The organism is Paracidovorax sp. MALMAid1276 (assembly GCF_049198005.1).
Lineage (GTDB): Bacteria > Pseudomonadota > Gammaproteobacteria > Burkholderiales > Burkholderiaceae_C > Acidovorax.
The window spans coordinates 13,122-32,574 of the sequence record NZ_JBMIRS010000219.1 but is presented as its reverse complement, the minus strand read 5'-3'; the positions used below and the strand labels follow the sequence as shown (position 1 = coordinate 32,574).

General features: G+C 69.6%; 16 protein-coding genes. 9 read left to right on the top strand and 7 right to left on the bottom strand.

The annotated features are described in order from the left end of the window. The first annotated feature begins 359 nt into the window (after positions 1-359). The 7 genes from ACOQFS_RS18075 to htpG all read left to right on the top strand — a co-directional run bounded on the left by ACOQFS_RS18075 (position 360) and on the right by htpG (position 9,844). Positions 360-1,262, top strand: a complete 903-nt coding sequence (locus ACOQFS_RS18075; protein ID WP_421564216.1) for a DUF4394 domain-containing protein — start codon at positions 360-362, stop codon at positions 1,260-1,262. Positions 1,263-1,297: 35 nt separating this feature from the next. Beyond that, entirely contained in the window at positions 1,298-1,945 is a 648-nt protein-coding gene (locus tag ACOQFS_RS18070; protein WP_421564215.1) for a methylamine utilization protein, read from the top strand. Continuing rightward, positions 1,942-4,296 carry a putative bifunctional diguanylate cyclase/phosphodiesterase gene (locus tag ACOQFS_RS18065; RefSeq protein WP_421564214.1) on the top strand — a complete coding sequence of 785 codons (2,355 nt, stop codon included), beginning with the start codon at positions 1,942-1,944 and terminating at the stop codon, positions 4,294-4,296. The genes ACOQFS_RS18070 and ACOQFS_RS18065 overlap by 4 nt, the downstream gene beginning before the upstream one ends. Positions 4,297-4,371: 75 nt before the next feature. Continuing rightward, positions 4,372-5,421 (top strand): pseudouridine synthase, encoded by a 1,050-nt coding sequence (locus ACOQFS_RS18060; protein WP_421564213.1) that lies wholly within the window; start codon positions 4,372-4,374, stop codon positions 5,419-5,421. A gap of 3 nt (positions 5,422-5,424) precedes the next feature. Then, positions 5,425-6,678 carry an alpha/beta hydrolase gene (locus ACOQFS_RS18055; RefSeq protein ID WP_421564212.1) on the top strand — a complete coding sequence of 418 codons (1,254 nt, stop codon included), beginning with the start codon at positions 5,425-5,427 and terminating at the stop codon, positions 6,676-6,678. 109 nt (positions 6,679-6,787) lie between these two features. Then, a complete protein-coding gene (locus ACOQFS_RS18050) occupies positions 6,788-7,723 on the top strand; it encodes an exopolyphosphatase (protein ID WP_421564211.1) in 936 nt (311 codons plus the stop codon). Between the two features lie 147 nt (positions 7,724-7,870). Continuing rightward, the gene (htpG, locus tag ACOQFS_RS18045; RefSeq protein WP_421564210.1) at positions 7,871-9,844 is read left to right on the top strand and encodes a molecular chaperone HtpG; all 1,974 of its coding nucleotides are present in this window, start codon (positions 7,871-7,873) and stop codon (positions 9,842-9,844) included. Between the two features lie 202 nt (positions 9,845-10,046). Here the strand turns inward: htpG and ACOQFS_RS18040 are convergent, their stop codons facing one another. Beyond that, positions 10,047-10,355, bottom strand: coding sequence for a hypothetical protein (locus ACOQFS_RS18040; RefSeq protein ID WP_421564209.1), 309 nt, complete (start codon positions 10,353-10,355; stop codon positions 10,047-10,049). Between the two features lie 157 nt (positions 10,356-10,512). Next, positions 10,513-13,578 carry a response regulator gene (locus ACOQFS_RS18035; protein ID WP_421564208.1) on the bottom strand — a complete coding sequence of 1,022 codons (3,066 nt, stop codon included), beginning with the start codon at positions 13,576-13,578 and terminating at the stop codon, positions 10,513-10,515. A gap of 333 nt (positions 13,579-13,911) precedes the next feature. On the opposite strand from ACOQFS_RS18035, the gene xrtH reads away from it, so the two are divergent. Continuing rightward, the gene (xrtH, locus tag ACOQFS_RS18030) at positions 13,912-14,538 is read left to right on the top strand and encodes an exosortase H (protein ID WP_421564207.1); all 627 of its coding nucleotides are present in this window, start codon (positions 13,912-13,914) and stop codon (positions 14,536-14,538) included. Positions 14,539-14,582: 44 nt separating this feature from the next. Continuing rightward, positions 14,583-15,206, top strand: a complete 624-nt coding sequence (locus tag ACOQFS_RS18025) for an exosortase H-associated membrane protein (RefSeq protein WP_421564206.1) — start codon at positions 14,583-14,585, stop codon at positions 15,204-15,206. An 18-nt stretch (positions 15,207-15,224) separates the two neighbouring features. Here the strand turns inward: ACOQFS_RS18025 and ACOQFS_RS18020 are convergent, their stop codons facing one another. The 5 genes from ACOQFS_RS18020 to ACOQFS_RS18000 all read right to left on the bottom strand — a co-directional run bounded on the left by ACOQFS_RS18020 (position 15,225) and on the right by ACOQFS_RS18000 (position 19,372). Then, positions 15,225-15,941 carry a response regulator transcription factor gene (locus ACOQFS_RS18020; RefSeq protein WP_421564205.1) on the bottom strand — a complete coding sequence of 239 codons (717 nt, stop codon included), beginning with the start codon at positions 15,939-15,941 and terminating at the stop codon, positions 15,225-15,227. 193 nt (positions 15,942-16,134) lie between these two features. Continuing rightward, a complete protein-coding gene (locus ACOQFS_RS18015; RefSeq protein WP_421564204.1) occupies positions 16,135-17,184 on the bottom strand; it encodes a serine/threonine protein kinase in 1,050 nt (349 codons plus the stop codon). A gap of 53 nt (positions 17,185-17,237) precedes the next feature. Next, on the bottom strand, positions 17,238-18,332 hold the full coding sequence (locus ACOQFS_RS18010) for a DUF2855 family protein (protein WP_421564203.1): 1,095 nt from the start codon (positions 18,330-18,332) through the stop codon (positions 17,238-17,240). Positions 18,333-18,406: 74 nt separating this feature from the next. Further along, positions 18,407-18,823 carry an organic hydroperoxide resistance protein gene (locus tag ACOQFS_RS18005; protein WP_421564202.1) on the bottom strand — a complete coding sequence of 139 codons (417 nt, stop codon included), beginning with the start codon at positions 18,821-18,823 and terminating at the stop codon, positions 18,407-18,409. 84 nt (positions 18,824-18,907) lie between these two features. Then, positions 18,908-19,372 (bottom strand): MarR family winged helix-turn-helix transcriptional regulator, encoded by a 465-nt coding sequence (locus ACOQFS_RS18000; RefSeq protein WP_421564201.1) that lies wholly within the window; start codon positions 19,370-19,372, stop codon positions 18,908-18,910. Between the last annotated feature and the right edge of the window lie 81 nt (positions 19,373-19,453).

Below are 19,453 nucleotides of genomic sequence, written 5' to 3'. Positions count from 1 at the left end.
GTCGGTAGCACCACGCGATCCTCGGTTTTCGCGCGTTTCGCTTCGATGCCCTCTACCGCGCAGACTCCGGGCGCAGTGTAGGCAGAAATCGACAAGATGTGTCATGAGCCTTGCGGATGGGCGCATGCCCAAAGCGTATGGATTTTTGTTACATGTTGGGCGCGTGCTCAGCGCCTGCGCTTGAACGTGCCGGCGAAGGGGTGCTTTCGTGGAATTTGATTAAAAACCTGCCTAGCGCTTTATTTTAAAGGGTTTGTAGCTATCAATTTTGATGTCATGCTCGCGCCTTCGGGAACCCCCGGGGCTGTGCCGGACGAGGGCCTCGGGTATAACGCCCGTTACAGATAAGGAGGTGCCGCATGAACCGATGGAACCCGCCCCTGGGGCGACGCACTGCACTGGCCGCGCTGGCTGCCGCTGCCGGGGTGCTGGCCGGCTGCGCCACGCAGCCCCCGCCCGACCCCAACCGGCGCGAGCTGCTGGTGGCCGTCACCTCCGCGCACGAGCTGATCACCTTCAGCGCGGGAGAGCCCTCCCGCATCCTGGAGCGCCGGCCCGTGACCGGGCTGACCCCGGGCGACCGGCTGGTCGGCATCGACTTCCGCGTGGCGCGGGGCGTGCTCTATGCGCTGTCGTTCACGGGGCGGCTCTACACGCTGGACATCCCCACCGGCGCCCTGAAGCCCGTGGGCGCTGCCCCGGCGGTGCTGCCGCTGCAGGGCAGCGTCTTCGGGTTTGACTTCAACCCGGCCGCAGACCGCATCCGCGTGGTCTCCAACACCGGCCAGAACCTGCGCCTGCACCCGGACACGGGCGCGGTGGTGGATGGCGACCCGAATACCGAGGGCGTGCAGCCCGACCCGTCGCTGCGCTACGCGGCGGACGACGTGCATGCCGCGCGCAAGCCGGACATCGCGGGCGCTGCCTACACCTACAACCCGCAGGACAGCAAGCTCACCACCAACTACGCCATCGACCGCGCGCTCGGGGTGCTGGTGATGCAGGGCTCGCGCGAAGGCACGACGCCCGTCGTCTCGCCCAACACCGGCCAGTTGCGCACCGTGGGGCCGCTGGGCCTGGGGGCACTCACCGATGTGGCGTTCGACATCTCCGACGTGAGCAACACCGCGCTGATCGCGGTGCGCACGCCCACCGATGCGCAGACGCGGCTGCACCTCGTGAACCTGGCCACCGGCGCGACCCGGCCGCTGGGCCGGGTCGGCGAAGGCACGCCCCTGCTGGGCATGGCCATCGAGCCCTAGGGGGACCCGGCGTGGCAATGTGGGCGATGTGGAAGATGGCAGCAACGCCATCGTTGGCATGGAAGGCATCGAAGGCCGCCACCGCAGCGGCGTTCGGGGTGCTTGCGGCGGCCTGCGCCGGCGCAGCCCATGCGGCCACCGTGGTGGTGGACGTGCAGGACGCCGCCGGCAAGCCGCTGGCCGACGCCATCGTGTTTCTGGAGTCGGCCGAGGCGCGCCGGCAGGTCCGCCCCCAGCCGGGCGTCGACATGGCGCAGGAGGCGCGCAAGTTCGTGCCCGGCGTGCTGGTCGTGCCCGTGGGCACCGAGGTGCGCTTTCCGAACCGTGACACCGTGCGCCACCACGTGTATTCGTTCTCGCCCGCCAAGAAGTTCGAGCTCAAGCTCTACACCGGCACCCCCGCCAATCCCGTCGTGTTCGACCGGCCGGGCGTCGTGGTGCTGGGCTGCAACATCCACGATGCCATGGTGGGGTGGATTCTGGTGGTGGACACGCCCCACTACGCGCGCAGCGCTGCCGGCAGCGGGCGCGTGCAGATCGACAACGTGCCGCCGGGCCACTACACGCTGCGCACCTGGCACGAGCGGCTGCCCGTGGGCGCGCCGCCGCTGGAGCAGCCGCTGAGCGTGCCTGCCAGCGGCACCGGCAACGCCCAGGTGCGCCTGACGGGGTTGCAGCCTTGACCCTGGGGCGGTTGCGCCACAGCCTGTTCCTGCGGCTGGCGGGGCTGTCGCTGCTGCTGCTGCTCATCGTGCAGGCGGCGGGATTTGCGGTGGTGCGCGCCACCATCGAACGCAATGCCCGCGCCCAGATTGCCCGCACGCTCGACCTGGACGAGAACGTGTGGCGGCGCTTGCTGGAGCAGAACGCCGACAAGCTGCGCCAGGGCTCGTCCCTGCTCGCGGCCGACTACGGGTTTCGCTCGGCCGTCAACTCGGACGACGCGCAGACCATCCAGTCGGTGCTGGAAAACCATGGCCAGCGCATCGGCGCGGCCGTGGCCGCGCTGCTGGGCACCGACCTGGCCTTGCGCGCCGTGAGCGTCACCGACGACAGCATGCAAGACTTTCCGTACACCCTGCGCCAGGTGGTGCCGGCACTGGCGGCACAGCCGCAGGGCAGCCGCGTGGCCGTGATGGACGGCGTGGCCTACCAGTTCGTGATGGTGCCCATGCGCGCGCCGGTGGTGATCGGCTGGGTGCTCATGGGCTTTCCCATCAGCCAGCCGCTGGCCGACGAATTGCGCCAGCTGCTGTCCATCCACGTGGCGCTGCGGGTCAGCATGCCGGACGGGGAGGTGCGCGTCCCCGTCAGCACGCTGCCGCCCGACCAGCGCCAGCCACTGCAGGCCCAGGGCGCCATCCCCGTCGAGCTGCGCACGCCCGACGCCACGCTGCTGGCGCGCAGCATCCGCCTGGACAGCGCGGTGGGCGAGGTGCACGCCGTGCTGCTGCGCTCGGTGGACGAGGTGGTGGCCCCCTTTCGCCAGTTACAGGTGCTGCTGGCCATCATCACGGTGGCGGGTGTGCTGCTGTTTGCCGTGGGCACGGGCCTGGCGGCGCAGTGGCTCACCACGCCGCTGCGCTCGCTGCTGGCGGCCACGCAGCGGCTGTCGCGCGGCGAATACGACACGCCGCTGGAGCACACCCGCCGCAGGGATGAGATCGGCAACCTCGCGCGCTCTTTCGACCATATGCGCGTGGACATCGGCGCGCAGCAAAGCGAGATCCGCCGGCTGGCCTATTGGGACCGGCTCACCGGGCTGCCCAACCGCGAGCAGTTCCGCGAGGCCGTGGTGCGCGCCATCGCGGCCGGCAGCGGCCCCGGCGCGCGCCCCGCGCCGCTGTCGGTGCTCACGCTCGACCTGGACCGCTTCAAGCACGTCAACGATGTGCTGGGCTACGCCTACGGCGACCGGCTGCTGCAGGCCGTCGCCGGGCGCCTGAGCCGCCAGGTGCGCTCGCCCGGCGACATGGTGGCGCGCCTGGGCGGCAATGAATTCGCGTTGTTGCTACTGCAGGCCGATGCCGCTGCCGCCCACGCCATTGCGCACAACATCACCCGCTCGTTCGAGGAGCCGCTTGCTTTCGAGGACCAGACGGTGGACCTGAGCGCAGGCATCGGCTTTGCGTGCTGGCCCGGCGACGCGGACGACGCGGACACCCTGCTCAGCCACTCCGAAATCGCGATGTATGCCGCCAAGCGCAAGCTCAGCGGCGCGCTGCAGTACGACCCCGCCTTTGACTCGGCCAGCGGCCGCACACTGTCGATGCTGAGCGAGCTGCGCCACGCGGTGGAGCATGGCGAGCTGCGCCTGTACCTGCAGCCCAAGGTGTCGCTGCAGGGTGGCCCGGGCGCGGCGGCCGAGGCCCTGGTGCGCTGGCAGCACCCGCAGCGGGGCCTGGTGCCCCCCATGCAGTTCATCCCGTTTGCCGAGCAGACGGGGTTCGTGCGGCAGCTGACGCTGTGGATCTTCGAGGAGGTGGCCCGGCTGCTCGCCCGGCTGCGCACGGAGGGCGCGGCGCTTCGGGTGTCGGTCAACCTCTCCACCCGCGACCTGCTCGACCCCGACCTCAGCCAGCGGCTGGCCACCATCCTGGCGCGCCACGGCGTGCCCGCCACCGCGTTCTGCCTGGAGATCACCGAGAGCGCCATCATGGACGACCCCCAGCGCGCCGAGGCCATGCTCAACCGGCTGTCGGAGCAGGGCTTCAAGCTGTCCATCGACGACTTCGGCACCGGCTACTCGTCGCTGGCCTACCTCAAGCGCCTGCCGGTGGACGAGCTCAAGATCGACAAGTCCTTCGTGATGGGCATGGACACCGGCGAGGACGACGCGATGATCGTGCGCTCCACCATCGACCTGGCGCACAACCTGGGCCTGACCGTGGTGGCCGAAGGGGTGGAGACGGCCGCCATCCTGGAGCGGCTGCGCCTGCTGGCCTGCGACGAGGCGCAGGGCTACCACATGGCGCGCCCGCTGCCGGTGGAAGAATTTCTGGCCTGGCAGGCGGGCGCCCCGCCGGCCGGTTGACACCCGCCGCCACAGCGCCCGCCCGCGCCAAATTTTCTGGGCCCCCCGCAGCCGCGCAGGCGAAAATACGCGCCAATGTCTTCTTCCAGCTCCCGCCCCCCGTCCGGCCCACCGCCCGCCCCGGCGGCCCACACGCCCGATGCCCCCGATGCCACCGGTGCACCCTCGCGGCCGGTGCTGCGCCGCCCCACCTTGACGGTGGCGCCCAACAAGGCCGCTTCGCCCGTGCGGCCCGCGCCAGCCCCTTCACCCCGGCCGCCGCGCCCGTCGCGCGCGCCTGCGCCTTCCGGCTACCGCACCGCGTCGGGCAGCCCGTTCGTGGCGCCGGTCCGCCAGGTGCCCACCCGGCCCGCTACGCCGCCCGGCAGCCTGCCCAGTTCGCGCCTGAACAAGCGCATGGCCGAACTGGGCCTGTGCTCGCGCCGCGAGGCGGACGACTGGATCGCCCAGGGCTGGGTCAAGGTCAATGGCCAGGTGGCCGAAATGGGCGTTCAGGTGCTGCCCACCGACCGCATCGAGGTCGACCCCGTTGCGCAGGGCTTTCAGGAACAGCGCGTCACCATCCTGCTGCACAAGCCCATGGGCTACGTCAGCGGGCAGGCCGAAGACGGCCACACCCCCGCCGTGGCGCTCATCAACCCCCGCACCCACTGGCGCGACGACCCCAGCCGCCAGCGGTTTTCGCCGCCGCAGCTGCGCGGTCTGGCGCCCGCCGGGCGGCTCGACATCGACTCGGTGGGCCTGCTGGTGCTGACGCAGGACGGCCGCGTGGCACGGCAGCTGATCGGTGAGGATTCCACCGTGGACAAGGAATACCTGGTGCGCGTGCAGTACGGCGACGTGGCGCAGAACGTGCAGCAGGTGTTCCCTGCGGACCAGCTGGCCCGCCTGTGCCATGGCCTGTCGCTGGACGGCCAGGCACTCAAGCCCGCCCGGGTGGAGTGGCAAAACCCCGAGCAGCTGCGGTTTGTGCTGACCGAAGGCAAGAAGCGCCAGATCCGCCGCATGTGCGAGCTGGTGGGCCTGAAGGTGGTGGGGCTCAAGCGCATCCGCATGGGCCGCGTCACCCTGGGCAACCTGCCCGTGGGGCAGTGGCGCTACCTGCTGCCGAGCGAGCGGTTCTGAGCCATGACCGCGCCGCGCCGTTCCAACCCCCTGCGCCAGCTGCGCGCCTCGGACCTGCGCGGCGTGGCCCGGCTGGCCACCCAGGCCACGGCCGGCGCCAGCCACGTGGCGGAGGGCGTGCACCAGTCGGTGCTGGGCACGCTGGGCCTGCCCGGCGGTGCCGAGCCCGGCAGCACCCGCGGCCTGACCGGCCTGGTCTACCGGAGCATCCGGGGCGTCACCGGGCTGGTCGACGCGGGGCTGCAGGCCGGTCTGTCGCGGCTGGAGCCTTTCTTCACGCAGCCCCCCGAGGCGGGCGCTTCGGCCCCGGTCCTGTGGGAGCGCGAGGCCGTGCTGGCGGCCTTGAACGGCGTGCTGGGCGACCGGCTCGCGCGCGACGACAACCCGCTGCGCACGTCCATGGGCTTTTACCAGCAGGGGCGGCCGCTCGACCTCCCGGCGCTGGCCGCGTCCGGCACAGCCACGGGCAAGCTGCTGGTGCTGGTGCACGGCCTGTGCATGAACGATCTGCAATGGCGCCACCAGGGGCACGACCATGGCGAGCACCTGGCCCGCGCGCTGGGCTACACGCCCGTCTACCTGCGCTACAACACGGGCCTGCACACCTCCACCAACGGCGCGACCTTGTCGGCCCAGCTGGATGCGCTGGTGGCCGCCTGGCCCGTGCCCGTGGGCGAACTGGCGGTGCTGGCGCACAGCATGGGCGGGCTGGTGGCGCGCAGCGCCTGCCAGCATGCGGCAACACAAAGCGCGCCCGCCAGCCGCTGGCTGCCCCTGCTGCGCCATCTGGTGTGCCTGGGCACACCCCACCACGGCGCCCCGCTGGAGCGTGCGGGCCACTGCGTGGACGTGCTGCTGGGCCGCTCGCCGTATTCGCGCCCGTTTGCGCGGCTCGCGCAGCTGCGCAGCGCCGGTATCACCGACCTGCGCCACGGCCACGTGGTGGACGGCGACTGGCTGGGCCGCCACCGGTTTCGCAAGAGCCCCGACCAGCGCATTCCCGTGCCCCTGCCCGAGGGTGTGGCCTGCTACGCCGTGGCGGCCGCCCTGGCCGCGCAGCGCAGCCCCGCCGCCGAGCGGCTGGTGGGGGACGGGTTGGTGCCATTGCACAGCGCCCTGGGCGTGCACGATGATCCGCAGCGCACGCTGCAGTTTGCACGCCACCGGCAGGCGGTTTTCTACCGGCTGGGCCACCTGGGACTGCTCGGCGATGCCCGCGTGGCGCGGCAGCTGGTGCAATGGCTGGGGTCCGTATGACGCGCACGCAACCGCCCGGACGGGCCGATTTAACTGGCGGGCGGTGTGGGCCGCCGCTTTCCGGCGGCTACCATGTGGCCCCATGCGACACGAAAACAAGGAGAAATGAGTGAGCGACGTGAAATACCGCCTGGTAACCCGCAGCGATTTCGACGGGCTGGTCTGCGCCGTGCTGCTCAATGAGCTCGACCTCATTGACGAAATCACCTTCGTGCACCCCAAGGACATGCAGGACGGCAAGGTGGCCATCACCAGCCGCGACATCACCACCAACCTTCCCTACGTGCCCGGCGCCCACCTGGTGTTCGACCACCACGAGTCGGAAACCATCCGCAACTCGGGCCGCCGCGACGAGAACCACATCATCGAAGCGCACGCGCCTTCGGCCGCGCGCGTGGTCTACAACTACTACGGCGGCAAGGCGGCCTTTCCGCGCATCACCGAAGAAATGATGGCTGCGGTGGACCAGGCCGATTCGGCCCAATATTCGCGCGAGGACATCCTGGACCCGCAGGGCTGGGTGCTGCTGAACTACCTCATGGATTCGCGCACGGGCCTGGGGCGCTTCCGCGAGTTCCGCATCAGCAACTACGCGCTGATGATGGACCTCATCAAATATTGCCGCGACCACACCATCGACGAAATCCTGGCGCTGCCCGACGTGCAGGAGCGCGTTCAGCTCTACCGCGAGCACGCGCCCAAGGCCCGGGCGCAGCTGCAAAGCTGCGCGATCCGCATCGACAACCTGGTGGTGCTCGACCTGCGCGACGAAGAGACCATCTGGGCCACCAACCGGTTCATGATCTACGCGCTGTTCCCCGAGTGCAACATCTCCATCCACGTGATGTGGGGCCTGCAAAAACAGAACACGGTGTTTGCCACGGGCAAGTCCATCCTGGACCGCAGCAGCAAGACCCACGTGGGCAACCTGATGCTGGAGTTTGGCGGCGGCGGCCACGCGGCGGCCGGCACCTGCCAGGTGGCCAACGACAAGGCCGACGCCATGCTCAAGACCCTGATCGCCCGCATCACCCACGACGGCTGACCGAGCGCGCCCGCGCCACCCCTTGAAAATGCGGGGGGTGCCCCGACATCACGCCTGCTGGTTCCGGCAGGCGTGTTTTTTTGTGCCGGGCCTTTTTCTTTGCATCTGCACCGACTCAACGATTCCACTGAGAGAGAGAACATCGCCATGAGCAAGCAAACCCTGTCCTTCCAGGCAGAAGTGGCCCAGCTGCTGCACCTTGTCACGCATTCGCTGTATTCCAACCAGGAAATCTTCCTGCGCGAGCTGATCTCCAACGCCTCGGACGCCTGCGACAAGCTGCGCTTTGAGGGCCTGAACAACGCGGCCCTGTTTGAAGACGCGCCCAACCTGGAAGTGCGCGTGAGCTTCGACAAGGACGCCAAGACGCTCACCATCACCGACAACGGCATCGGCATGAGCGAGCAGGAAGCCATCGAGCACCTGGGCACCATCGCCAAGAGCGGCACCAAGGACTTCATGGGCAAGCTCAGTGGCGACCAGAAGCAGGACGCGCAGCTCATCGGGCAGTTCGGAGTCGGCTTTTACTCGGGCTTCATCGTGGCCGACAAGATCACCGTGGAATCGCGCCGCGCGGGCCTGAAGGCCGAAGAGGGCGTGCGCTGGACGAGCGGCGGCACGGGCGACTTCGAGGTGGAAACCATCACCCGCGCCGCGCGTGGCACCAGCATCATCCTGCACCTGCGTGACGACGCGGAGGAGTTCCTGAACGCCTGGAAGCTCAAGCAGGTCATCGGCAAGTATTCCGACCACATCAGCCTGCCCATCCTGATGGAAAAGGAAGAGTGGAAAGACGGCGAGCTCATCAACCCGAACGATGAAAGCGGCGGCCGCCAGCCGGGCGGCATGGTCAAGACCGGCGAATGGGAAACGGTGAACAAGGCCAGCGCCCTGTGGACGCGCCCCAAGAAGGACATCACCGACGAGCAGTATGCCGAGTTCTACAAAACCATCAGCCACGGCCACGAGGCCCCGCTGACCTGGGCCCACAACCGGGTGGAAGGCAACACCGAGTACACGCAGCTGCTGTACATCCCGGGCAAGGCGCCGTTCGACCTGTGGAACCGCGACAAGAAGGCCGGCGTGAAGCTGTATGTGAAGCGCGTGTTCATCATGGACGACGCCGAAGCGCTGATGCCCACCTACCTGCGGTTCGTGAAGGGCGTGATCGACTCGGCCGACCTGCCGCTGAACGTGAGCCGCGAGCTGCTGCAGGAAAGCCGCGACGTGCGCGCCATCCGCGAGGGCAGCACCAAGCGTGTGCTGAGCATGCTGGAAGACCTGGCCAAGCACGACAGGCACGACACCGCGGCGAATGCCGATGGCGTGACCGATGTGGTGGACGCCGATGACAAGGCCAAGGAAGGCAAGTACACGCGGTTCTACGCCGAGTTCGGCGCCGTGCTCAAGGAAGGCCTGGGCGAGGACTTTGCCAACCGCGAACGCCTGGCCAAGCTGCTGCGGTTTGCATCCACCACCAGCGACACGGTGACGGTGGGCTTTGCCGACTACAAGGCCCGCATGAAGGAAGGCCAGGAGGCGATCTACTACATCACGGCCGACACGCTGGCCGCCGCCAAGAACAGCCCGCAGCTCGAAGTCTTCAAGAAGAAGGGCATCGAGGTGCTGCTCATGACCGACCGCGTGGACGAGTGGGCGCTGAACTACCTGCACGAGTTTGACGGCACGCCGCTGCAAAGCGTGGCCAAGGGCGCGGTGGATCTGGGCAAGCTGCAGGACGAGGCCGAGAAGAAGGCCGCCGAAGAGGCGGCCGAAGCCTTCAAGCCGATGCTGGCCAAGCTCAAGGAAGCGCTCAAGGACAAGGCCGAGGACGTGCGCGTGACCACGCGCCTGGTCGACTCGCCCGCCTGCCTGGTGGTGCAGGACGACGGCATGAGCACGCAGCTGGCGCGCCTGCTCAAGCAGGCGGGCCAGGAAGCGCCCGCCACCAAGCCCGTGCTGGAGGTCAACGCCGAGCACGCGCTGGTCAAGAAGCTCGACGGCAGCGTGCACTTTCACGACCTGGCCCACATCCTGTTCGACCAGGCCCTGCTGGCCGAAGGCGGCCTGCCCGAAGACCCGGCCGCCTATGTGAAACGGGTCAACGCCTTGCTGGCCTGAGGCACAGGCACCCAAGTCCACCCGAGGGCGCGTGAGGGCGCGCAAGGGCGCGCAGACTTTGGGTCAAATTGCCGCTCAGCGCTTATCCATCAAGCGTTGAGTGCTATCAAAATTGAAAACCCCGGCTGCTGCGGCAGGCCGGGGTTTTTTTGATGGGCGCCCGTATCGCCGGGCCAGGGCTGTGGGGGCGGCGGTTCAGGGCTCAGTCTTCGCGCCGGGCCTGCTCCAGGATGCGCGAATGGGCGCGGTTGCGCTCCTGCGGGTCGGTGTCCAGCAGCGTCCGCAGCGCGCCTTCGGGGGCCAGGCGCGCCTTGCGCCGGTCGTGCTTGACGGGCAGGTTGCGCCAGCCGGAGAGCACCAGCCAGTCCCACAGTTCACGGGACACGGGCTCGGTGACCGCCATCTTGACGTCGCCACGCTGGATGGTGGCCCCCACCTGCGGGCGCGGCCCCACGGGCGCAGGCTTGCGCTGCTGGCGGATGGACAGGAGGTTTCGGAGCAGATCCTTCATGGGCAGATGGACTCGCAGCGGAGCAGTGCGAACAAAAAAGAACCGGCAGCATAGCCCACGTCGCAGGTCGGGCTCAAGCGGGCAAAAACGTCCCAGGCGGCTGAAATGGCTGGAAGGGATGCAGCGGCTGGAGCTGCCGGCGTAGCACCGGCCGCGCTCAGGCGCGCAGCGGTGCTGCGGTGCCGGGCGGGCCGCCCAGCAGGGTCTTCATCGCGCGCAGCTGCATCAGCCCCTCGCGCGCGGCGGACTCCAGCGCCTGCACCTCCCGGGCCATGGCCTCGCGGTCGTGCACGCGCGCGGCATCTTCCAGGTCTTGCGACACGTCGTTGAGCTGCAGCAGGCCGAAGCTGCCCACCGAGCCGCCCAGGGCGTGCGCTTCGCGGCCTATGGTGGCCCAGTCCTGCGTTTCCTCTGCTGCCTGGATGAGCGCGATGCGGCGCTCGCAGTTGCGGATGAAGTGCTCCACCAGGGTGCGCAGGCTCGGAGGGTCGAACAGCGTGAGCAGCTCCTCCAGCACGCGGGCGTCGAAAGGAACGCGGCGCGGTGGTCCCTCTTGCGGGCTGGTGTCTGCGCCTGGGGCCGGTGCGGCCGCGCGGCGGGGCTGCACCCAGGGCGCCAGCGCGCGCCACAGGTGGTCTTCCAGCAGGGGCTTGGCCAGGTAGGCGTTCATGCCGGCCGCAAAAGCGGCCTCGATGTCGGCATGGGTGGCGTTGGCCGTCATGGCGACGATGGGCAGGCGCTGCCACGCCTCCTGCGCGCGCAGGGCGCGTGTGGCGCTCAGGCCGTCCATCACGGGCATCTGGATGTCCATGAGCACGGCGCTGTAGGTGCCGGGCGGGGCAGCGGCCAGGCGTTCCATGGCCTCCTGCCCGTCCTCGGCCGTGTCCACGGCGACGCCGCCGTGTTTCAGCAGGCCGCATGCCACCTGCAGGTTGATCGGGTTGTCGTCCACCACCAGCACGCGGCGGGGGCCGGTGTCGGCCGCGGCGTCGGGCGCCGCGGGGTCCGCCGGAGCCGGAGCCGGGGCCAGGGCGGCCGGGGGCGGCGGGGCTGTGGGCTCCTGCGGCGGGGGGCTGTCTGCCGCGGGCGGGGCGGGCAGCGGCTCGGGCGCGCGCTGCACCCGCGCCGTGAACCAGAAGGTGCTGCCCTCGCCCGGCGTGCTGCGCACACCGGCGGTGCCGCCCATCAGTTCCGCCAACTGGCGGGAGATCACGAGCCCGAGCCCGGTGCCGCCGAAACGCCGCGTGGTGGCGGTGTCCGGCTGGTGGAACGGCTGGAACAGCCGCCCCATCTGCGAGTCGCTGAGCCCCTGGCCCGTGTCCGAGACTTCTCCGTACAGCACCAGCGCGTCGCTGGCAGCGTCGCTCTGCGGGGCTGCGCCGTCCTTCCCGGCGTCTTCAGCGTCTGCGGCGTCTGCGGCGTCTGCGGCGTCCTCGGCATCCTCCGGTTCGTCCGCATGCAGGCGCAGCACGATCGCCACCTCGCCCCGCTCGGTGAAGGTGATGGCGTTCTGCACGTAGTTGATCAGGATCTGCGCCAGGCGCTGCGGGTCGCCCATCAGGTGGTCGGGCAGCTGGTCGTCGATGTCCACGCGCAGGCCCAGGCCCTTGCGAAGCGCCTTGGGCGCCAGCAGGTCCGTCACGTCGGCCAGCAGCGGGTGCAGCGCGAACGGGCGCGTTTCCAGTCGCAGGTGCCCGCCGTCCATCTTGGAAAAGTCCAGGATGTCGTTCACGATGCCCAGCAAGTGCTTGCTGGCACGCAGCACCTGCTGAACCCTGTCGTGCTGCGGCAGGCTCAGGGGCTCCTTCAGCGCCAGCTGGGCCAGCCCCAGGATGGCGTTCAGCGGCGTGCGGATCTCGTGGCTCATCACGGCCAGGAAGTGCGCCCGGTCGTTGGCGGCCTGTTCGGCGGTGTTCTTGGCGTCGCGCAGGGCCTGCGCCTCGCGCTTGCGGTCGGTCACCTCCAGCCACACGCCGCTGAACAGCACTTCGTCGGCCGAGAGCGGGCGCGCCGTGGCCAGCGTGCGCAGCCAGCGGGGGCCCTGCGGCGTGGTCACCAGCACGTCGAAATCGACGGGCTGCAGCGTCTGAAAGCTCGCGGCAAACAGTGCGCGCACGTCCTTGGGCGCGTCGGGTTGGGTCTCGGTCTCCACGGTGCCGAGCCCGTAGGCCTGGTCGATGGGGCCGTGCGCGCCGCTGCTGGCGCGCCGCAGGGCCAGCGGGGGCACGCCCGGCAGGTCGGCCGCCTTGTCGCCCACAAACAGGAAGCGGCAGTCCCCGTCCGAGCGCAGCGCCAGCTGGAACACCGCGCCCGGGATCGCGCTCGTGAGGTCCACCAGCTGTTCGGAGAGGCTGCGGGCCTCGGCGCTCTCGGCCACCTCCCGCGCCAGGCGGTCGGCCTGCTGCATGCTGTTCCGGAACACCTCCAGCGCGCGCGCCATGGTGCCGAGTTCGTCGCTGCGGCCGGTGCCGGGGATGTCGTTGCCGTAGTCGCGCGCGGTCAGCCGCTCCATCGCGCGCGTCAGTTGCGCCACGGGGTGCGAGATCTGCGTGAGCGCCATGTGGGCCGACAGCGCGAGCACCAGTGCGAGTCCCAGGACCACGGCCACGGTCGTGGCCCACAGCATGCGGTCGGTGCTGCGGTTCAGGGCCTGCGCCGACCTGTCGAAGTGGGCCATCGACTGCTGGCGCAGCGCCGCCAGATCATCGAGCAGCCCCTGCAGCGCGGGCCCGAACCGGTCGCGGGCGATGCGCCGCGCCAGGCTGTCCCGCTCCAGCGCGGCGGCCTCGGCGGCCAGCAGTGCGTCTTCGAACAAGGCGTCGGCCTTGGCAGACAGCCCGGCAGCGGCCTGCGCGGCGCTGGTCGCCTCCGGCAGCAGGGCGGGCTGGCCGGCCAGCAGGCGCGCAATGCCGTCCAGCTCGGCCGCCCATGCGGATCGCGTGGCGCGCAGTTGCTGCGCCGCCGTGTGGCGGCTGCCCGGCTCGTGCTCGTACAACGCGCCGTGCACGATCCGATCCGCATCGTTCAGCACCAGGGCCGCGTTGCCCAGGTGCGGCCCGAGGCGCATTCCCGATTCGATGAGCGCACGGTAGTTGTGGTCGATCGCCCGCATGCTCAGCAGCGCGCTGGCCACCACGGCCACCGAGATCAGACCCATCAGCGCCACCAGCAGCGCGATTTTGGTGGCCAGGGGACGGTGGAGAAAAAGGCGCTCGTAGATCATGGTGCCGGACAGGTGCCTGCATGTCGGCGCCGACCCTGGGGCCGCACCATGCCACAAAGGGCTGCGGGCGTCACGCAGGATCCGGCCCGCAGCGCAGCCGCGCCGGGTCTGTCGGTGTGGCGCGAAGGCCCGGGTCTGCCGGGGCGGGCAGGGCACGGCAGGTGTCGGTTCCTCACAGGCATGGGCGGCAGTTTAGGTGCAGATGGCCCCGCGCCGGTGCACGCGCAAGAACCCGGCGGGGCCTGTTGTTTCTGGCCGGACCGGCCCGGGTTGCCGATAATGCGCGCTTCGCCCGTGTTCCGGTTGCCGGTAGACCTACCCCTGATTGCCCCCATGCTGCGGTTCTTCCTGTTGTTCGTGTTTCTGCAGCTCTCGCTCTTCGGCATCAACATGCTGGGCGTTGTGCAGCAGCATGTGGTGCTGCCGTGGACGGCGCTGCTGGCGCGCATGTGCGTGGGGCTGGTGACCTTGTTCGACGCCACCGCAGCCGCTGCGGGCAAGGTGCTGTGGAACACCGTGACCGGGTTTGGCGTGTCCATCGAGCCCGGCTGCAACGGCATCGAGGCCTGCATCGTGCTGTTTGCAGCGGTGATCGCCTTCCCCTCGACCTGGCGGCACAAGCTGGTCGGGCTGGCCCTGGGGTTTGTGGCCGTGCAGGCGCTCAACGTGGTGCGCGTGATCAGCCTGTTCTACCTGGGCCAGTGGAACACCGCCGTGTTCAACTTTGCGCACGAATACCTGTGGCAGGCGCTCATCATGCTGGACGTGCTGATCGTCTGGCTGCTGTGGGTGCGCGCGGGCAGCAAGGCGCAGGCCCGCACCGACCCCCCGCCGCCGCCTGACGAGCCGCCCCCGCCCCCCCCGGTGCAGACCGTGGCCCCGCGTGCTGCCCCCGCCGGCCCGCTGGTGAGTTCATCGCTGGACCTCTCGCCCCCTGGGCGCCCGTCGCCCTCGGTCTGAGCGGCGCCCACAGAGCCCCAAAAGAGCCCCACAAGCCCCACAGCATGCGCCTGCGTCGCCCTTCCGCGCTCACCCTCTTTGTGCTGTCCGCCTTCGGGTGGATCGTGGCCCTCACGTTCGCCTGGTCGCAGGTGTCGGCCTGGACGTCGTACCCCGTGGGGGTGCTGGCGAGTGCAGCCCTGGAGCAGGGCGCCCCCATGTGGGTGCGCGAAGTGCACCTGAGGCCGGGCGCCATGGAGGTCGACACGGCCATCGCGGTGCCGGTGGCGCAGGCCGGCGGGCAGCGCGGCGAGATCACCATCGAAGCCAGCCCCGCGCGCTATGCCTACGGCCTGCCGATCTTCCTGGCGCTGCTGCTGGCGGCGCGCGGCAAGGGGCGGCTGGCGCGCGCGGCGGCGGGCTACCTGCTGCTGCTGCCGTTCCAGGCGCTCAGCCTCACCATGTATTCGCTGATGCAGATGTTGCTGGCCGCGCAGCTCGACCTGCGGCTGCTGCGCATCGCGCAGTGGCAGATGGAGGCGATCGTCTATGGCTACCAGGTCGGGGCGCTGGTGCTGCCCACGCTGGTGCCCATCGTGCTGTGGCTGTGGCTGGACCGCCGGTTCGTGAACGACGTGCTGGTGCGCGGCTGGCGCGAGTCGCTGGGCGCGAAGCCTATGGCGCAGTAGGGCGCGACGCCGTGCGCGTCAGTCGCCGCCGTCCGCGCTGGCGCTGCTGTCGGCGCTGACCGGATCCAGCCGGTAGCCCATGCCGTAGATGGCGGTGATGGTGTAGCCGTTGGCGGGCGTGAGTTCGAGCTTGTTGCGCAGGCGCGAGACGTGGGTGTCGAGCGACCGCGAAGGGCCGTCGGTGTTGTCGCCCCAGACGACCTCACGCAGGTGCGCGCGCGAAAGCAGCCGGCCGGGGTTGCGGAACATGAACAGGGCCAGCTCGTATTCGCGGTTCTTCAGTTCCACCGCCTGGCCGTTCACGGACAGCGCGCGCTGCTCGGCATCAAAGCAGTATGGCCCGAACACCAGGTGTGCGCCCATGGCCTCGGGGTAGGCGCGGCGCAGCAGGGCCGTGATGCGCGCCACCAGCTCGCCCATGCGCAGGGGCTTGGTCATGAAGTCGTCGGCGCCGCGCGACAGGGCCTCGATCACGTCGCCTTCGTCCTGGCGGCGGGTGATGAAAAGAATGGGGGGCTGCAGGCCGTGGAGCTGCCGCACCGCGTGCACGACTTCGGGGCCCTCCATGTCGGGCAGCTGCCAGTCCACGATGAGCAGGTCGAAGGTTTCGCTGCGCACGTCCTTGAGCAGGCTGGCCCCATCCTGGTAGGTGTGGCAGACATGCCCATGGTGCTCGAGCGCACCTTTGATCAGGTCCAGGAGGATGGGGTCGTCGTCAAGAACTGCGATGCGCATGGTGGTCAAGGCCGGGTGTGCGGTGCAGCCGCCGGGCGGCAGCACACGGCAGGGGGCCGGGATGCAAAGGCCTGCATCTTGCCTGACATTCGGAGTCCCGTGCAGGGGGTTGGCCATCATCTGCACGGGCGCATCGGTGCGGGCGCAGGCGGCCGCCCGTGCGTAATCGTTCCCATGCGCATTGGCGGCGCCGTCACGCGGCCAGCGGCGCCTCCTGCATGGCCTCGATCTGCTCCACCAGCATGTCCACCTGCCCGCGCCAGTAGTCGCTGGTGCCGAACCACGGAAAGTTGGCCGGAAAGATCGGGTCCTGCCAGCGGCGCGCGAGCCACGCGCTGTAGTGGATGAGCCGCAGCGTGCGCAGGGGCTCGATGAGCGCCAGTTCGCGCCGATCAAAACTGCGGAACTGCTCGTAGCCGTCGAGCAGGGCGCCGAGCTGGTGCGTGCGCTGGCGCCGGTCGCCGGACAGCAGCATCCACAGGTCCTGCACCGCCGGGCCCATGCGCGCGTCGTCCAGGTCCACGAAGTGCGGACCGCCGCGGCCCCATTCATCCAGCGGGGTCCAGAGGATGTTGCCGGGGTGGCAGTCGCCGTGCAGGCGGATGGAGGCCGCATCCTTCAAGACAAAATGACCTTCAGCGCTTTCCTGATAAGTGTTGGTAGCTATCAATTCAAGAGCGGCGTCGCACTGGGTCTTCCAGGCCGCGGCCACGTCGAGCGGCAGGATGTCGCTTTCCAGCAGCCAGTCGCGCGAGGCCGTGCCCAGGCTCGCCAGATCGAGCGGCGGGCGGTGCGCAAACGGCCGTGCGGCGCCCACGGTGTGGATGCGGGCCAGGAAGCGGCCGGTCCATTCGAGCACCTCGAAGTCGTCCAGCTCGGGCCGCCGCCCGCCGCGCCAGGGGCTGACCGAGAAGGCAAACCCCTCGTGCTGGTGCAAGGTGGCGCCGTTCAGCGCCAGCGGGCCCACGGCGGGCACCTCGGCGGCCGCCAGCTCCGCTGCAAACGCGTGCTCTTCCAGAATCTGTTCGGTGGTCCAGCGGCCTGGGCGGTAGAACTTGGCCACCACGCGCTGGCCGTCTTCGAGCGTGGCTTGGTACACCCGGTTTTCGTACGACGACAGGGCCATGAGGCGGCCGTCGCCATACAGGCCCACGCTGGCCAGGGCGTCGAGCACCTGATCGGGGGTGAGGCGGGCGTAGGGGTGCGGGTCGGCGGGCGGATGGCCTGGGTGCGATGCGGTCATGCCCGATTGTCGCCGCCCGCCTGCCGCTCACCGGCCGGCCTTTCTCCCCGTCCTCAGCCCGGCAGCAGGGTGGCGATGTGCCCGGCGCGCGGGTCGCCGCTGCCGGCCAGCACGGTGGCAAACAGGGCCTGGGTGGCGGCCGGGCCCTGGTGGCGCTGCACCACCAGCCAGGGCTGCGGCCCGGCCGAGGCCGCCGTGCTGAACTGGTTCCACGCCGCTACGAGGCGCTGGTTCAGGCCCTCGGCCCCCCAGTCGGCATGGCGCTTCTTGACCTGGGCGGGTGCAAAGAACATCACCGGCCGCGGGCCGGGCAGCTGGCCCGCGCCGCCCAGATCGCCCACATGGCTGGCGCCCACGGAGCAGCTGTAGGCCAGGCCCGTGCAGTGGGTGTGGATGCGCCGGCGCAGGCCCACGCTGCCCGCAAAGTCGATGTAGACACTGGGCGTGGCGCCGTCGAGCTGCGCTTCCAGCGCGTCGTAGGTGACAACGCGGTGGTAGCAGCCCAGGCTCTCGCAAAACGCCACATTGCCGGGCGACGTGAGGCCGACGACCTCGATGCCGCCCCGCTGCGCCAGCTGGAAGGCGGTGCCGTAGGCGGTCTTGCTCGACGCGCTGGACAGCAGCATGCGCTGGGCGCCAAAGAACTGCTGGTCCGCCAGAAAGTCGTCGATGAGCCACGAGGTGATGAACAGCGGCCGCAGCAGCGCCTGTACGTCTTCGTTGTCCGCGCGGTACAGCCCGTCGGTGCGGGTGCGCAGGTAGTGGTTGTAGACGGCATGCAGGCCCGCGCGGTGCGGTGCGCCGTCGCTGAAGCCTGCGGCATTGGCGCGCTGGGGCGTGAGCACCGCCTGGTCCGCCATGGGCCAGTAGCCGTACAGGCGCTCGCCCACGGCCACGTCCGGGTGCCGGGACTCGGTCACCGTGCCGAATCCCCACACGGGCACGGTGCCCCAGCCCGCCTCGCCCGTGGGGTAGAACTGCCAGTACTGCAGCATCTCGCCCAGCGCGGCATAGGTGATGTTGTTGGCCGTGAGGGCGAACGACTCGACACGCACGCGCACCTGGCCGTCGGCCAGTGCGGTGTCTTCGGTGGTCTGCAGGCGGGTGGTGGCCAGGTCGGTCTGGCGCACCTGGAGGGTGGTGCTCATGCCGCAAAGCTAAACGAAACGGCCCGCAGGCTCAACACCTGCGGGCCGCCTGCGTGACAGCGCGGGAGAGGGGCTTACACCACCGTGATGGTCACGTCGATGTTGCCGCGCGTGGCGTTGGAGTAGGGGCAGACCTGGTGGGCGGCGTCCACCAGCTTCTGGGCCGTGGCCTTGTCCAGGCCGGGCAGGCTGATGGCCAGGCGGGCGGCGATGCCGTAGGCGTTCGGGATGGGGCCCAGGTCCACTTCGGCGTCGATGGACACGTCCTGCGGCACGGGGATGCCGATCTTGCCGCCCACGGCCTTCATCGCGCCGATGAAGCAGGCGGCGTAGCCGGAGGCGAACAGCTGCTCGGGGTTGGTGCCGGTGCCGGAGGTGCCGGGCGAGGACAGCTTGACGTCCAGGCGGCCGTCATCGGTCTTGGCGGCGCCATCGCGGCCACCGGTCACGTGCGACTTGGCGGTGTACAGGACTTTTTCGAGTGTGGTCATGGTGTCTTCCTTGCGGTTGGTGCCCATGGTGGGCGGTGGAGGGAATCGGTTCTTGTGGGGGGCGTTGCTTGTTTCTGCGGGCTGTCAGCGTCGCTCGCTGAGCCGGTCGCGCAGCTGCTTGAGTTCTGCGGTCAGGGTGGTCAGCTCGGCCACCGAGCACTGGCTGCTTTGCAGCACGCACGGCGGAATGGCCTCGGCCTGCGTGCGCAGCGCGCGGCCCTCGGCGGTGAGGGTGATGCGCACGCGGCGCTCGTCCTGCACATCGCGCAGCCGGGCAATGTGGCCCTGCGATTCCAGGCGTTTGAGCAGCGGCGTGAGCGTGCCGGAATCCAGAAACAGGCGCTCGCCCAGTTCGGACACCGTGACCCCGTCCTGCTCCCACAGCACCAGCATCACGAGGTATTGCGGGTAGGTCAGGCCAATGCCTTCGAGCAGCGGCTTGTAGAGCTTGGTCATCGCCAGCGACGCGGAATACAGCGCAAAGCAGACCTGGTTGTCCAGCTGCAGGAATGCGGGGCTGGGGGGGAACGGAGTGCCGGGGCGAGACATGGGCGCATTGTGTGCCGCAATTAAATTGCGTGCAATTGAATTTTGTAAAACCTTGTAGCGGTGTGGTTGCGTTCCGGCCCG

Bases quoted from the DNA above. Each gene is read 5' to 3' on its own strand.
- ACOQFS_RS18075 (WP_421564216.1), top strand. From the start codon at position 360: ATGAACCGATGGAACCCGCCCCTGGGGCGACGCACTGCACTGGCCGCG.
- ACOQFS_RS18070 (WP_421564215.1), top strand. From the start codon at position 1,298: ATGGCAGCAACGCCATCGTTGGCATGGAAGGCATCGAAGGCCGCCACC.
- ACOQFS_RS18060 (WP_421564213.1), top strand. From the start codon at position 4,372: ATGTCTTCTTCCAGCTCCCGCCCCCCGTCCGGCCCACCGCCCGCCCCG.
- ACOQFS_RS18055 (WP_421564212.1), top strand. From the start codon at position 5,425: ATGACCGCGCCGCGCCGTTCCAACCCCCTGCGCCAGCTGCGCGCCTCG.
- htpG (WP_421564210.1), top strand. From the start codon at position 7,871: ATGAGCAAGCAAACCCTGTCCTTCCAGGCAGAAGTGGCCCAGCTGCTG.
- ACOQFS_RS18040 (WP_421564209.1), bottom strand. From the start codon at position 10,355: ATGAAGGATCTGCTCCGAAACCTCCTGTCCATCCGCCAGCAGCGCAAG.
- ACOQFS_RS18035 (WP_421564208.1), bottom strand. From the start codon at position 13,578: ATGATCTACGAGCGCCTTTTTCTCCACCGTCCCCTGGCCACCAAAATC.
- xrtH (WP_421564207.1), top strand. From the start codon at position 13,912: ATGCTGCGGTTCTTCCTGTTGTTCGTGTTTCTGCAGCTCTCGCTCTTC.
- ACOQFS_RS18025 (WP_421564206.1), top strand. From the start codon at position 14,583: ATGCGCCTGCGTCGCCCTTCCGCGCTCACCCTCTTTGTGCTGTCCGCC.
- ACOQFS_RS18020 (WP_421564205.1), bottom strand. From the start codon at position 15,941: ATGCGCATCGCAGTTCTTGACGACGACCCCATCCTCCTGGACCTGATC.
- ACOQFS_RS18015 (WP_421564204.1), bottom strand. From the start codon at position 17,184: ATGACCGCATCGCACCCAGGCCATCCGCCCGCCGACCCGCACCCCTAC.
- ACOQFS_RS18010 (WP_421564203.1), bottom strand. From the start codon at position 18,332: ATGAGCACCACCCTCCAGGTGCGCCAGACCGACCTGGCCACCACCCGC.
- ACOQFS_RS18005 (WP_421564202.1), bottom strand. From the start codon at position 18,823: ATGACCACACTCGAAAAAGTCCTGTACACCGCCAAGTCGCACGTGACC.
- ACOQFS_RS18000 (WP_421564201.1), bottom strand. From the start codon at position 19,372: ATGTCTCGCCCCGGCACTCCGTTCCCCCCCAGCCCCGCATTCCTGCAG.